The sequence below is a fragment of the Limosilactobacillus oris DSM 4864 genome (assembly GCF_001434465.1).
Lineage (GTDB): Bacteria > Bacillota > Bacilli > Lactobacillales > Lactobacillaceae > Limosilactobacillus > Limosilactobacillus oris.
Genome location: NZ_AZGE01000004.1, coordinates 12,668 through 27,213 on the forward strand (window position 1 = coordinate 12,668; position 14,546 = coordinate 27,213).

13 protein-coding genes are annotated in these 14,546 nt (G+C 49.0%); 4 read left to right on the forward strand and 9 right to left on the reverse strand.

All coding sequences use genetic code 11. From position 1 onward, the window contains the following. Nucleotides 1-109 precede the first annotated feature (109 nt). The 5 genes from FC49_RS03005 to FC49_RS03025 all read right to left on the reverse strand — a co-directional run bounded on the left by FC49_RS03005 (nt 110) and on the right by FC49_RS03025 (nt 6,293). A complete protein-coding gene (locus FC49_RS03005) occupies nt 110-2,146 on the reverse strand; it encodes a YSIRK-type signal peptide-containing protein (protein WP_056984126.1) in 2,037 nt (678 codons plus the stop codon). Between the two features lie 431 nt (nt 2,147-2,577). Next, nucleotides 2,578-4,233 carry an FAD-dependent oxidoreductase gene (locus FC49_RS03010; RefSeq protein ID WP_034537507.1) on the reverse strand — a complete coding sequence of 552 codons (1,656 nt, stop codon included), beginning with the start codon at nt 4,231-4,233 and terminating at the stop codon, nt 2,578-2,580. A 20-nt stretch (nt 4,234-4,253) separates the two neighbouring features. After that, a complete protein-coding gene (gene ahpC / locus FC49_RS03015; RefSeq protein WP_003712395.1) occupies nt 4,254-4,817 on the reverse strand; it encodes an alkyl hydroperoxide reductase subunit C in 564 nt (187 codons plus the stop codon). A 227-nt stretch (nt 4,818-5,044) separates the two neighbouring features. Beyond that, the gene (gene rpsN / locus FC49_RS03020; protein ID WP_003712384.1) at nt 5,045-5,314 is read right to left on the reverse strand and encodes a 30S ribosomal protein S14; all 270 of its coding nucleotides are present in this window, start codon (nt 5,312-5,314) and stop codon (nt 5,045-5,047) included. 124 nt (nt 5,315-5,438) lie between these two features. After that, a complete protein-coding gene (locus FC49_RS03025) occupies nt 5,439-6,293 on the reverse strand; it encodes a metallophosphoesterase family protein (RefSeq protein WP_003712370.1) in 855 nt (284 codons plus the stop codon). A gap of 144 nt (nt 6,294-6,437) precedes the next feature. On the opposite strand from FC49_RS03025, the gene FC49_RS03030 reads away from it, so the two are divergent. Both FC49_RS03030 and FC49_RS03035 read left to right on the forward strand, forming a co-directional pair. Next, nucleotides 6,438-7,802, forward strand: a complete 1,365-nt coding sequence (locus FC49_RS03030; protein WP_003712378.1) for an MFS transporter — start codon at nt 6,438-6,440, stop codon at nt 7,800-7,802. A 49-nt stretch (nt 7,803-7,851) separates the two neighbouring features. Then, nucleotides 7,852-9,075, forward strand: a complete 1,224-nt coding sequence (locus tag FC49_RS03035) for an MFS transporter (protein ID WP_003712387.1) — start codon at nt 7,852-7,854, stop codon at nt 9,073-9,075. Nucleotides 9,076-9,173: 98 nt separating this feature from the next. On the opposite strand, the gene FC49_RS03040 is transcribed toward FC49_RS03035, so the two are convergent. Beyond that, the gene (locus tag FC49_RS03040; protein ID WP_003712377.1) at nt 9,174-9,878 is read right to left on the reverse strand and encodes an MIP/aquaporin family protein; all 705 of its coding nucleotides are present in this window, start codon (nt 9,876-9,878) and stop codon (nt 9,174-9,176) included. Nucleotides 9,879-9,986: 108 nt separating this feature from the next. Continuing rightward, the gene (locus tag FC49_RS03045) at nt 9,987-10,640 is read right to left on the reverse strand and encodes a TMEM175 family protein (RefSeq protein WP_003712375.1); all 654 of its coding nucleotides are present in this window, start codon (nt 10,638-10,640) and stop codon (nt 9,987-9,989) included. A 121-nt stretch (nt 10,641-10,761) separates the two neighbouring features. Here FC49_RS03045 and FC49_RS03050 point away from each other — a divergent pair, with 121 nt between their 5' ends. After that, nucleotides 10,762-11,235 (forward strand): hypothetical protein, encoded by a 474-nt coding sequence (locus FC49_RS03050; RefSeq protein ID WP_003712391.1) that lies wholly within the window; start codon nt 10,762-10,764, stop codon nt 11,233-11,235. Between the two features lie 39 nt (nt 11,236-11,274). Here FC49_RS03050 and FC49_RS03055 read toward each other — a convergent pair whose 3' ends face one another. Then, on the reverse strand, nt 11,275-12,000 hold the full coding sequence (locus tag FC49_RS03055; RefSeq protein ID WP_056984127.1) for a 3'-5' exonuclease family protein: 726 nt from the start codon (nt 11,998-12,000) through the stop codon (nt 11,275-11,277). Between the two features lie 147 nt (nt 12,001-12,147). Here FC49_RS03055 and FC49_RS03060 point away from each other — a divergent pair, with 147 nt between their 5' ends. After that, entirely contained in the window at nt 12,148-12,519 is a 372-nt protein-coding gene (locus FC49_RS03060) for a hypothetical protein (protein WP_003715208.1), read from the forward strand. Between the two features lie 73 nt (nt 12,520-12,592). Here the strand turns inward: FC49_RS03060 and lepA are convergent, their stop codons facing one another. Beyond that, nucleotides 12,593-14,428, reverse strand: coding sequence for a translation elongation factor 4 (lepA, locus tag FC49_RS03065; protein ID WP_039929998.1), 1,836 nt, complete (start codon nt 14,426-14,428; stop codon nt 12,593-12,595). Nucleotides 14,429-14,546: the final 118 nt, after the last annotated feature.

Below are 14,546 nucleotides of genomic sequence, written 5' to 3' on the forward strand. Positions count from 1 at the left end.
TCCAGCTGATTAACAGTGGTCAAGGCTAGCTTGCCAGAATTAAACCGGTTATTGCTACCGGGTACCGCTTAATCTGACTTGCCAGCTAAACTAGGCGGTTAGGTGCTTCCTAGTGCTGCTTCCCCCTAGCCAGGCCAAACATGGCTAAGAAACTGGCAATTCCCAGCCCAGCGACCGCCATTGAGCTGTGATTCCCAGTCTGGGGCAGTTGCTGCTGAGCCTGGCTGGCACTAGCTGTTGGCACCGAGTAACGACTGGCACTAACAACGCCAGTCGCCTGACCTGCTGACTGTCCCTGCCCGGTTAGTTGACCGCGTCCAGTCTGACTGTTGCTACCGTTTTCGCCATCAATCAATTCGCCGTTAGGTTTAGAGTTATCATTTCCACCATGGTCATCGTCATTGTGGACCTTATTCGGGTCAATGATTTCTGGATCGACCGGTACGATTGGAGTCGTCGCCTGGGTGACCCTCACCTGGGCCGTGTTGGTAACCCTAAAGGCCGGATTTTGGTTGCCATTCAGGTAGTATTCATAACTAACCGTATACGTTCCGGGAACAGTAGGATCAATCGTCGAAACGGTTTGACCATCCTGGTTTGCGATACCAACGACCCGCACTTGGCTTGGGGCAACCGGAACGAGTTTGAAAATATCACCCGTAGTACCACTGCCCTGGTAGTCTAAGTTATTAACCGCTACAATATTGTCCGTTGGCTGCCAGTCACTAATCAATTTAGAGCCGACCTGCGTTTCTATATCACGGGTCAGCAAAACCGGGTGTACTTCAACGTAAAAGCCATAGTTCGTCTTCACGTCCAGGTTACCGTCAGCATTCTGGACGCCCTGCATAGCCTGGGTATTGTACGTATAGTGGTCTACAAAGTTTTGTCCATCAGGAGTGAGGTTGACAGTGTAGCCAAATTGCCGTAATACATCCTGCACTTGGTCAAGTTTGAGTTGGTAGGTCCCGTTCATCCATAAAACAGGGTCGCTGCTATTAGCACTGCCGCCAACGTTTCCAATATTAGAAACGTTCACCAATACTGCTCCTGCCTTGGGTAATGCCGCCAGCAACTGGGCCGTAGTCTCGGCCGGAAGAAGTTGGTACAGTGACTCAGCCGTTTTAAGCATTGGTAAAATGTCATCATTTGCAACATCTGTTTGCCGCCAAAGTGGTGTTGAAAGGTACAGGTCAATCGTTCCGGTATCATTAGCGCCCGCCAGCCAGATTTCATTGGCGGCCGACTGGTGAGTCGTCAAATAGGTGCCGATGTTAGCCGTATCAAACGTCAGGGGAAGGATAACGTGCGCAGTGGTATGCGCAGCCAAGGTCCCAACGACCTTAAACGTATCAGCCTGGCCGACTGCAAGGCCACGAGCGACCAGTTCGTCGTAAGTATAATAGTTTTTGTTACCATTAAAGGCAAAAACAAGTTGTAAGCCATTGATCACTTGACCATTCTGATCAACAATTTCCCCCTTGTCGCCAAAGCGGAGTAATGAGGGGTCAACTACGTTATGGTAGGGGCCATAAGGGTTTAGGTAAACCACCGGTGAAATTTGCATTTCCTGATCAGTAGGGTTGCTCAGTTCAAAATTAATTTGCAAGTTTTGTGCAGTCTGGTAGTTAACTAGGGCGTGCTTGGTGGTTTCACCGCTAGGAAGGTAAACTCCCGCAGTTTTTCCCGCCTGACTACCGCTTGTACTACCGTTGCGAGCGGTAACCGAAAGATTGTACTGGGCCTCATTAGCCAAACCTGGAATAATATGGTCGCCCGCCGTCTTAACCGCGGAACCGTCACTCGGATTATTCGTATAGATAGCGGGAAGGTCCTGATTTAGTTTAGCGCGCTCGGTAGCCGAGTTAGAAACTGTTACCAGATTAGCTGAGGTAACATTCTTTGCTACGGATACTGAATCAGTTAGACCTTGGTTTCCATTCTCGTTAGACTCGACTTGCGTTGTGGAAACTACTGGCGCTGCATTGGCATCAGCAGAAGCGTTTTGGGCCTGGACGCCTAAGAACGACAAACCGATCAAAACCGATGAAACCCCAACGGTCAGCTTTTTGATAGCATAATGTTGCCGTTGACCAGTGTATTTTCTAAGTATTTCTTTCTGATTATCACGTGATAGCATTGTCATTGCTCCCCTCATCGCTTTTCGATATTTAAACAATAACACCTTAAATTGATATTTCAAGCGATAAAGGAAGAAAATAATTTAATTTATAACCATTATATTTTAGGATTAGTCGTTTGAGAGTGGCTAAAGTGAGACGGCCAGCTTCCCCTTTGGCGAATAGCAAGTGGTTAGCGCTAGCAACGCTTATCGGAACCAAAGCAAGCTAGAATAGTTAGAAAGAATTATCAGTTTATAAATTCTCGGCCATTAGTAGCAACAAGAGCTGAGCGTGCGAATTAACCCATCGATTCGCAGTAGCTGGCTGGTAGCTAAAACAACCTTCAAATATTTGCTACGCATCGAAAAACAAACGCCCCAAATCAGCTTAACAGCCGATTTGAGGCGTCTTTTCTCACTCTCTTGTCTCTTCAACGATTCAAAGTATAACCTTTTTAACCGTTCTTTTCGACAGCAGCAACCAGTTGTTCCAGCGACTGGCTACCAAAAATAACCGGCGCATCATTAATCATCGTCGCGGGAACACTCATGATTTTCTTGCTCTTTCGCAAATCTGGGAAGTGTTGTAAGTCAATCATCGTCGCCGTAATGCCAGGATTCAACGATGCCATTCGTTGGCACGCCGCAACAACGTCTGGGCAGAAATGACAGGTCAACGAAACGCCAATTCGAATCTTGGCAGCTGGCAAGCGTTTAATACGGTCAGCCAATGCCGGGTCAATTGTTTGCCCCGGTCCTGCCACGTTATAGACCCCCAGGACAAGGGAATTCAGCTCGTGCCCGGTTGGAATGCCGGCATAGTGCAGACCTGTATCTTGTCCATCGGCGTCCAGAAGTTTCAATAACGGCAGCAGCTCTCCCTGGCCCTCCTTAGTCTTGACAGTCAGGTGGTCGTCCAGGCTGGCAAATTCCGTCGTGAAACTAAGCAGTTGTTGACTAAGCGCTCTCCCATCAGTGTTAACCTCCAAGGTCACTGGCTTCGTGAGCCGCGCAAAAATCGGCTTGAGCTGGCTGTCAATTTCGGCGGTCAGCCAGTTGCCCTGGTGAGGACTAACCTTTTCCTGATGCTCTAAGTCAGTAGTTTGTCCAACTGGCTGGGTGGCAGTTTTCGCCGGCGCCGTGTGAATCGGAACTCCCTGACGCTGCTTTTGAGCGGTCACATACTGTTCAGCAGCGGTGGCAGCAACCGCCCCATCCGAAGCAGCGGTGATTATCTGCCGGAGGTTTTTGACGATTACATCCCCCGCCGCATACACACCAGGAACGTTAGTAGCGCCATCAGCAGCCGCTTTAATATAGCCTTGGTCGTTCAGGTCAACCAATCCCTGCAGCTTCTCCGTCGCTGGCTTAGTCCCTACGTAAATGAAGATGCCGAAAGTATTATCACCGTCATCAACGTGGTAAACCGTTTCTTCCCCGGTCTTATTATTCACTAGGGTGGCGGCAGTTACATAATCATCACCAGTAACCTGCTTAACTTCCGTATTGTATTTTACTGATACTTTCGGATTATTCAATGCCCGTGCTGCCATCAGCGGTGGACAGCTAAAATGATCTCCTCGAACCAGTACCGTGACGTGTTTGCCGAACCGGCTGAGGTAGTCAGCTTCTTCCGCCGCAGCATAGCCACCACCGATGACAAAAATCTGCAAACCCGAGAACAATTCGCCATCGCAGGTCGAGCAGTAAGCTACTCCCCGGCCCCGAAACTCATCTTCACCGCTAAAACCAACCGTGCGGGGCTGTGCACCGGTCGCAATAATCACGCTGCGAGCCCGGTACTCCTGGCCGCTCTTGCCAACCAGCAGTTTGACCTCATCAGCCAGCTGGTATTTCTCAACCTGGTCATGTGCAATCGTAACGCCAAAGTCGGTCACTTGTTTTTGCATTTGATTCATCAACTGGGTACCATCGACCTTTTCAACGGCCGGATAGTTGTAAACTACCGAGGTCGTTGTAACCTGGCCGCCAACGGTATCCCCTTCTAGAATCAACGTGTCAAGCGTCGCCCGGCCGGCATATAATCCGGCAGACAATCCCGCAGGCCCAGCACCAACAATAATCAGGTCGTATAAGTGTTTATCTGCCATTTCATCCACCAGCTTTCCCTTTACAACTTACCAACAAGGTCTAGGCTTGGCTTAATTGAGTCTTGGCCTGGCTTCCAGTTAGCAGGGCAAACACGGTCACCATGTTCACGAACAAATTGTGCAGCCTGAAGGGTCCGCAGGATTTCCGCAGCGCTCCGGCCAATTCCCATGTTGTTAATCGTGTAGGATTGGATCTTACCATCTGGGTCAACGATGAAGACACCCCGGTAGGCCTGGCCGGCATCTTCATCTAGGACATCAAACATCCGGGCTAGCTTACCAGCAGGGTCTGCAAGCATGTGGTACTTAATCTTGCCAATCTTTTCTGAGGCCTCTGCCCATGCCTTGTGGACGAATTCAGTATCTTCTGAGACGGAGTAAATTTCTGCATCCGCCTGCTTAAAGTTTTCATATTCGTCTTGCAGGGCTTCCAACTCGGTTGGACAAACAAAGGAAAAGTCTGCTGGGTAGAAGAAGAAAATACTCCACTTGCCAAGTACGTCCGCCTTAGTTACTTCCTTAGTTTCACCGTCCTGGTATGCATTAACCTTGAAGTCGTCGATTTCGTGACCAACAAAATTCATAGATATCCTCTCCTTAATTAGAATTATTCTTAACTACACTTATAAGTATAGCCGCTTTGCAAAATTTATCAAGAGATTTTTAGAATTATTCTAAAAATCTTGAAGTGGCCAGCTGGAACAAAATCGAGCTGATGCTGATTTAGTTTACCGCCTGCCCGCTGACATCGACAGCTTTAAACAACAAAGAGGCCGGAAGTGTATTCCAGCCTCTTTGTTAAATAATGGTATTACCAACTTGCCTTCCGAACACCCGGAATTTGACCCTTGTGGGCGAGGTTGCGGAAGTTAATCCGCGACATCCCAAACTTCCGCATGTAGGCATGAGGGCGCCCATCATAGCGGTCCCGGTTGTGCAGGCGAACTGCGCTTGAGTTGCGGGGCAGCTTAGACAAGCCGATGTAATCCCCCTGCGCCTTCAGCTCTTTTCGCTTTGCCGCGTACTTTTTAACCAGCGCTTCTTGGTGGTGTAATTTAGCAATCTTAGATTTTTTTGCCATGTAAGTTGTTATCTCCTTATTAATAGTGATTATAAACAATAACGACTAACAGCTAAAATCAACATTTGCGAAACTATTCAACTAGATTATCTGATATTCACTGACCATTTGCAAGTAATTTGCCTCACCGCAATTTTTGATCTGCAAATTGCCGGTACTCGTCCGCGTAGTGGTAGCGATCGTTGAACTGGCGGAGCAGCTCATCATCATGGGTGTAAGCTAATCCCGTCTTCATCATTCGCTGGTACAGCTCCGCGTAAGGAAGTGCATCGCTATGGGCCCGGGTACTTTCTACCATTCGGTCATAACCGACGTGACGAAAACTGGTCTCTGCTAATCCCTGGTCGTCGACCTCGAGAATTAGGTAGTGGGCCCGTAGATCCCTTTGCAATCCAGGCCAGTGGTTAAATGGTTCCCCCACCGCACCCGGGTTGAGGATGATTCGTTCATCATCAGCATACCGCAGCAGCTGGTGGTGAACATGCGCATAGACGGCAACATCCACCGGCTGCTCACTCTCAACGTTGACAAGACGATCAAAGTTAGCTGTCGGTTTCGTGGGGAAGAGGTCCTGGCCCATATTCAGTTTCGGCAGGTTATGGGAAATACCAAAGTTTAACGGCCCCACCTGTTTCGTCACGTGCAAGGGCCAACTGGCTAAACTATCAATCAGGTCCGTTGAGCCGTGCTGCGCAACATATTGGGCCAGCCGGGCAAAGTAGACATGGGAAGGCTTCTCAGTATCCATCAGTCCCCGGGCACCCCGCACGACCAGGTCGTCCCAATTGCCCCGGACAACCACTTGGGGAGCGATTTTTTCAAATAGGTTCCAAACCTTGAGTACACTGGGGCCTGGCATCAAGAGGTCGCCGATAAACCAGTACTGGTCGACACCTTGTTTTAGGCTGTCTTGATACATCGCCTCAAAAGCACTGAAGTTTCCATGGACATCAGAAAAAACTGCAATTCGTGTTCTCAAGCCGTGATTCCTCCTTTTTCTCGTCATTGAATATGATACCAGATAATGGCCTAAACCGCTCAAGATATAATTTCCATTAGAAATGTCAAAATAGCAGTGGTAAAGTTGGAGGGGTAATTTAACACCAGAAAGGAACTTGCAACTGTGCCACAATCATCAACCACCATTACCCCGCGAACACGACGGTTAATCACCGCGATTCTCTTGCTATCAGCTTTCGTTAGTCTCGCTAGCCAAACGATGATGGTGACTGCCCTACCGGTAATTGAGCATGAGCTTCACGTTTCACTGAACGCTGTCCAGTGGCTGACCACCGGTTACACCCTAATCATCGGAATCGTTACGCCACTTTCATCCAACATGTACGATAAGTTTACCAACCGGCACGTCTTCCTGTGGACGATTGGCGCCTTTATTATCGGAACAACGATTGGCTGCCTAGCGACTAACTTCTATTCGCTCCTCCTTGCACGGTTGATTCAGGCGGCCGCGAGTGGAATGCTAATGTCATTTCAGATGACCACCATGATTTCCATCTACCCAATTGAAAAACGGGGCTCCATTTTAGGACTCTCCAGCCTCGTCATTTCCACGGCCCCGGCAATCGGGCCGACCCTTGCCGGTTTCATCCTCCAGGTACTCCCCTGGCGGTGGCTGTTCATCAGCGTCTTGCCGTTCATGGTGCTCGTCTTTATCATCGGTTACTTTAAGTTGCAAAACTTCTCTACGCCACGTGAGATTAAAATTGACTACCTCTCCGTCCTTGTTTCACTCATCGGGTCTGGCCTGGCCCTAGGTAGTTTGACGGTCTTTGAACTTAACCTGGCCGCCGGCTGGGCAATGCTGGTTAGCGGTTTGATTATCATTGCCCTATTCGTTCACCGTCAACTCCACCTGACTAACCCAATGTTAAAGGTCCAGATTTTTAAATACTCGTCCTTTCGCTTAATGACCCTCGTTGGGATTTTCGCCTTCATGATTCTTTTGGGAACCGAACAGCTAATCCCTATTTTTACCGAAAACGTCTTAGGGATGGGGAGCTTTGCCTCCGGGCTGATCCTCCTGCCAGGAGCAATTTGCAACGGACTCACCGCTTCCTACATTGGGCGCCTTTATGACCAGTACGGCCCCAAGTGGCTAATCATTACTGGTGGAATACTAATGATTGTCGCCTCCTACCCCCTGGTTACGCTGTCATCCCACTCTTCAGTCGTGGTTCTGACCATTGCCTACGCGGTCCGCATGGTTGGGAATGCATTTGTCTTCAGCCCCGCCCTTTCTGAAGCATTTTCCGCCCTTTCCCAATCAGAAAACAGTCACGGAACAGCACTTAACAATACCCTCCGTCAGGTCGCCGGAGCCGTATCGGTCACCATGCTGGTAGTTATTTCTGGGATCCCTCAGACCCCGGTTGCCGGGATCCGGTTGTCCATGTGGATCACCGTCATTTTGATTTTCCTGATGCTAATCACTTTTGGTCACTACCTATCGATTAGTAAGCGCCGCTAATTTCTGTTACAATAAGCAAGATTAACTTTGGAGGAGATGGGGAACAAAGATGGAGACAAGCGAACAGGAAGAACATTATCCAAGCGGCTGGCACCGAACCTTTTATACCATGTGGCTCGGTTCCTTTATTACGGGGGCTGGCTATTCGATGACCATGCCGTTTATCTCACTGTTTATTAACGAACTGGGAAACTTTTCCCGCTTTCAGCTAAATATTTATTCTGGTCTCGCCTTTGCCGCAACCTTTGTCAGCCAGGCAATCGTTTCGCCGCTGTGGGGAAACCTGGCGGACCGGAAAGGACGTAAATTGATGTGTATGCGGGCTGCCGGGGTCATGGCCATTACCATTTTCTGCGTGGGGCTCGCGCAAAGTGTTTGGATGATTGTTGGTCTGCGCTTCTTGCAGGGAGCTTTTTCGGGTTATATCAATAACGCCACGGCCCTGATGGCAGGCGAAACGCCTCGTTCCCACTCTGGTTGGGTAATGTCAGCCATGGCAACCGCCGGGGTTGCCGGCAACCTGGTTGGCCCCCTGCTCGGCGGGGTGCTTTCCGGGGCGTTTGGCTACCGGATCCCGTTTTTCATCACCGGGGGCCTAATGTTTCTGAACTTCGTTGGCACTTCCCTCTTAGCGAAGGAACACTTTAAGCCGATCAAAAAGGAAAAGATGAAACCGCTCCGCCAAATTTTCCAAGAGCTTGATAACCCCGGGGTCATTATCGCGATGTTCTTCACGACAATGGTTGTTATTTCATCATCAATGTCAATTACACCGATTATTAGTCTGTACGTTAAATCCTTAATGCATAACCAGGGCAACGTCGCGCTGGTTGCCGGAATCGTTGCTGCCACTCCGGGACTGGGAACGCTAATTGCCGCTTCGAAGGTTGGGCACACGATGGACCGGATCGGGCCGAAAGTCGTTCTGCGTACAGGGCTGATGGTGGCCTTTGTACTGTTCATTCCAATGACCTTTACCCACTCTGCCTGGTCGCTAGCTTTTTGGCGGTTCCTGCTCGGCCTGGCCAATGCCGCCCTCAATCCGGCTATCCAAACTGTTCTTACCCTGGACGTTCCGGCGGAAGCGTTTGGGCGGATCTTCAGTGTCAACCAATCCTTTCAAGCTGTTGGGGCTGTGATGGGCTCTCTCATTGGCTCGGTCATTTCCGGTCTGTTCAACTACCCAATGGTATTTGCGGTCACTGGCCTGACTCTGCTGATTAATATGGTAGTCATCCTAGTGGTCTTACGGACACGTCAGCCCCAAGCATAATTTCAAATTAGTACCCCTTGCGGCTGGGAAAGCCAGCTAGCAAAACAAAACGGTCACTATCAGCAAAAGCTGATGGTGGCCGTTTCATCATTTACAGGCTAAGCAACCATATTTTCTAAAGCACAGGCGAGGAGGCCCCCAAACAGCGGACCGCACATTGGAACCCAGGCATACCACCATTCTGCCCCTGCCTTATTAGGCACCGGCAAAACGGTATAGGCAAACCGCGGGCTCCAGTCCCGGGCCGGATTCAGTGCAAACCCAGTGGTTGAACCTAATCCCGTCCCAATGACGGTAATAACTAGGCCGACAATGAAGGGCTTAATCCCTACGGTAAAATTACCAAGGTTAAGCAGGATAAAGATAAAGGCAAAGGTGGCGATTACCTCCGACAAGAAATTAAACAGCGGCGACTTAATTGCCGGCCGGGTAGCAAAAATCCCCACGGTATTCCCCTCTCTCGACTTAGTTGCCGCGAATTGGGGATAGTATTGAATAACCACCAAAACTGCACCAACAAAGGCGCCGAGAAATTGACCGGCCAGGTATGGCAAGACCTGGTGCCAAGGAAAAAGACCGTAGATGGCAAAGGGAATCGTCACGGCTGGATTCAGGTGCCCTTGGGAACCTAAAAAGCCCGCGACGTAAACACCCATTGTTACTGCCAGGCCCCAGCTGGCGCACACAAACCACCAGTTGCTTCCCGTAGCATAATTTTTCTTGAGGTTAACACTGGCGGAACAGCCACACCCAATTAAAATCAAAATTAGCGTTCCGAAGAACTCACCGCTAAAACCGTTCATTAATATCGCTCACTTTCCTGTAATCGCTTTCACAAAATAATATTTTACACTTCCTACCGAGTATCGGCAAGGCAAAGTCGTAACTGGCCGTTGCCGTATTCTCTTCGGTTAACTGATCTTTTGGTCAACAATCGTTTTTTCAGGGTAGAAAAAGTTATAGATCGTTAGTAGCAGGTAGGCCAGCAGAACCCACCGCGGCATCACATACGCTAGAAAAATCAGCAGCAGGTTAAGGGCTAAAACGATTACTAGCCGTCGCCCCCACCGTAGAGAGTACATCTTTGGACTACCATCAACTTCATTGAAAAACTCCTCCCAAGCGTTAGCCGAGATAATCATTTTCATTAAGTTAGCAATGAAGTAGGCAATCCCGTAGTCAAACACAGCCAGACTGCTGGGCCGGAGCATCATCCACTTGGTTAACATTGGGATCACCGACAATGCTGCCAGAAAGATGAAGTCATTAATAATCATCTTCTTCGTCACCCGGTTTAAGACCAGGAGGAGCCGGTTCAAGTCATACCAAAAGTTAGCGACCACGAAGAAGCTCACCAGGAAAATAAAAATCGACCCCATGAAATTACGGTAAGACACGCCAGCCTGACTTGGTAAAGGAACCTCTAAAACCATTACGGTTAGGATGATTGCAATCACCCCATCGTTGAGGTTATCCAGGTGCTCCTTAAATTCATTGGCTTCCTTCTCCTGTAATTTTTGCATCCGCTGCCGGACTAAGTTTTGTTTTTGTTCATTTTCTGTCACTTTAATCACCAGTGGCTATTTTAGCGAACTTTACTAAAAATAAAAAGGAATTTTGACCAATTTCCCTTGCCCGCTGCTATTAAAATCGTCATAATAGACATGTTTGATTGGAGGAAAAAAGATGAGAAAATTTACTAACATTTGTGGAATTGCTTTAGCTTGCCTTTCTATTGCTGGAGCTAGTACAGTAGCCATTAATTCCGGATTGACTATCCCGACCGTGGCCGCTGCCAGCCGCGAAAATATCGATATCGCTAACCGTGACATCGCCAACTACCTGGCTAACTGCCAGCAATACGAGTCTAACGACAAACAGTTCCAAGGCTTTACCAGCATCAAGGCAATTGAATACCGTGGGAATAATCGCGTCAAAATCACTGTTAATGACGACTTTTACCAACTATCTAAGCCTCGTCGTGACTTGTTAATTGACACAATGCAAAACGGCATTTTGGGCACCCTAATGGACGACCAGCAAGAAAAACTAGCGGAAGGTGATATCCACAAGGGCATCCAGACTAAGGTCTACCTGAATAACCAGCTAATCGGTCAAAGCAGCAAAAATAACAATCGCCTAATTAATTGGCAAAAGTAATTGTAAGCTCCTGAACGTTTAAAACGTCCGGGGGCTTTTTTATAGCAATAACTCCCGACTTAAATCAAGTGAATAGAATTTCAAAATAGCCTCAATTGCCCGGACATCATGCTGAGCCTGGTGGAACTTAAACGGCAGCAGGTTCAAGAGCTGGCACATCTTTTTCAGCCCCAGTGCCTTTTGTCCATTCCAAACTTGCTGGGCCACTAATTTTTCCAGGTCAATTGCCTGGATATTATTCCAAAAGCGGTTTTGCTTAGGAAGCGCAAGCCGATTAGCGGCCCGTTGCAAGGCCTTAAAATCCTGACTATTATCCCAACTGACGAGATAGTCGGGAGCCAGGCTGGCGACCAGATTGATAATCCGTGGCAACTGGTGCTTAACGGTATACTGCTGTGCCTGAGAAAAAGGAACATCGTAACGGCGCAGGAATTGCAGCTGACGGGTCTCCGTCTGCTGGCTATTAAAAAAGTAGTAATTGAACTTTTCAGCTTGACCATATATTCGTCCTGCTAACTGGAAAATGTGGTTCTGGTTGCCGGCTTGAAAGAATTCTAAATCAAGGATTAGTAATCGGGCAGAACCATTGAGGACCGCCCGCAACTGGGTAAGGCTTTCCACCGGGGCTGCCTTCGCCCTGCCGACCGGAGCAGCAGCTGGCCCGTTAAGATTTTGACCGACCATAATATACTGTGAAATTGGAAAAAGTGACGAAAAGTGAATCGGGGCATACCCTGCTTCTTGAAGTCGTTGTTGTTCAGCCATCCTGTTCCTCCATCAAAAACATATGTTCGGTTTAATTATACCTGAATTTATTCTTAGCCGCTAGTTTTATTTAAATCGTCCCGGGGCGGTTCTTAATCACGGCAAGATTAGCTATAATAGTCTTAAAAGTTAAAAGGAGTACGGACGATGGATACTAAAGACTACTTATTTACCTACTTCGCAATCGTTGATAAGGCCGCCCACTCAATTCCTAACTACGATAAGGTGATTTTCAACGACATGAGCAAGAACAACCAAAAGTTTGCGGCGATTGTCAACAAGTACCGAGATACTGACTGGGGCCAAGTCACTGATAAGATTTTTATGGAACTGCTTCACGAAGGAGTCTTCACGGGAACCGTTGATGACGATGGGGACATTATCATCAGCAACGTTACACCACTTACCTACGAAATTCTCGACCAGGCTAAGCAACCAGCCTTTTGGGACCGCCTCGCTGAGCTCGCCCCGCAGTGGCAGGACGGGTCCCTCACTAAAGTAGTGGTGGATTGCTTGTAAACGACAATTGAAGATAAAAAATACGAGCAAGTTATTCTCTTCATCAGGAATAACTTGCTCGTATTTAGAATATTTACTTCCCCTCAACCTCTTCATCGGTCTTGAGGACGGCCATAAAGGCTTCCTGAGGGATGTCAACCCTCCCGACGGCCTTCATCCGCTTCTTACCACGCTTCTGCTTCTCCAGCAGCTTGGCCCGACGGTCTGGGTCCCCGGTGTGAATTCGGGCCGTAACGTCCTTCCGGTAGGCCTTGATGTTGGTCCGGGCAATAATTTTAGAACCAATTGCCGCCTGAATTGGGATTTCGAAGTTTTGCCGGGGAATAATCTTCTTGAGCTTGGAAGTGATTTCCCGCCCCCGCTCGGCCGCAAAGTCCTTGTGGGCAATAAAGCTCAACGCATCAACCTTATCACCATTCAGTAAGATATCAATCTTCACCAGGCTGCTTGGTCGGTAGTCATCAATCTCATAATCCAGCGAGGCATATCCCCGGGTCGAGCTCTTCAACTTATCAAAGAAGTCAAAGATGATTTCAGACAATGGAATGTGATAAATCACGTTAACCCGGGTGTCACTCAGGTACTCCATCGTTTCAAAAATCCCCCGTTTACGCTGGCAGAGCTCCATTACTGGGCCGACATAATCATTCGGCACCATGATGGAGGCCTTAACAAACGGTTCCTTAATATCCTTAATTGACGAGGCATCGGGCATCTCGGCCGGGTTTTCCACCTCAACCGTCGAACCGTCTGCCAGATCAACGTGGTAGGTTACTGACGGTGCCGTGGTAATCAAGTCCAGGTTAAACTCCCGCTCCAAGCGTTCCTGAACCACGTCCATGTGGAGCAGTCCCAAAAAGCCGCAACGGAAGCCAAAACCGAGGGCCTGGGAGCTTTCCGGTTCAAAGGTCAGCGCCGCGTCATTCAATTGCAGCTTCTCCAAGGCCTCCCGGAGGTCGTTAAACTTGGCATTATCGGTCGGGTACAGCCCAGCGTAGACCATCGGCGTCATCTGCCGGTACCCCTCCAGCGGTTTGTCAGTCGGGTTATTGGCGTCCGTGACGGTATCACCGACCCGGGTATCCTTGATATCCTTGATGGCTGCAGTGATGTAGCCAACGTCCCCCGCCATCAGGACGTCCCGGGCCAGGGGCTTCGGTGAGTTGATCCCGACCTCGGCAACCTCGTATTCGGTCCCACTGTTCATCAGGCGAATCTTATCACCCTTCTTCACGGTCCCCTCAAAGACCCGCACACTCAGTACGACCCCCCGGTAGTCATCGTACTTGGAGTCAAAAATCAGGGCCTTTAGCGGTGCCGTCAGATCACCAGTTGGCGCTGGCACATCCTGGACAATCTTTTCCAGGACCTGGTCAACGTTTAAACCAGTTTTCGCACTGACGTCAACCGCTTCATCGGTATCCAACCCAATTTCATCTTCAATCTGCTTCTTTGTTCCCTCGACATCCGCGGATGGCAGGTCAATCTTATTGATGACCGGCAGAATTTCCAGGTCGTTGTCAATCGCCAGGTAGACGTTTGCCAGGGTCTGGGCTTCTACCCCCTGGGTTGCGTCCACCACCAGTACAGCCCCCTCACAGGCCGCCAGTGACCGGGAAACCTCATAGGAGAAGTCGACGTGTCCCGGGGTGTCAATCAGGTGGAAGATGTAGTCTTGCCCATCCTTGGCATGGTAGGTCAGGGCAACGGCGTTTAGCTTAATCGTGATGCCCCGTTCTCGTTCCAGTGGCATATCATCAAGTATCTGATCCTTCATCTCCCGCTTACTGATGGAATCGGTCATTTCTAGGATCCGGTCCGCCAGCGTCGACTTCCCGTGGTCGATGTGGGCAACAATTGAGAAGTTGCGGATACGCTTCTGCCGCTCTTTCATCTCATCTAAGCTCATCGTCATGTTTATTCACTACTTTCTACGAAAATACTAAGATTAGTATAACAAAAACCACTTGGAATTAGCAAAATAAGTAAAACGGGATAGCCCCATCAATTAGGCAGCTATCCCGTTT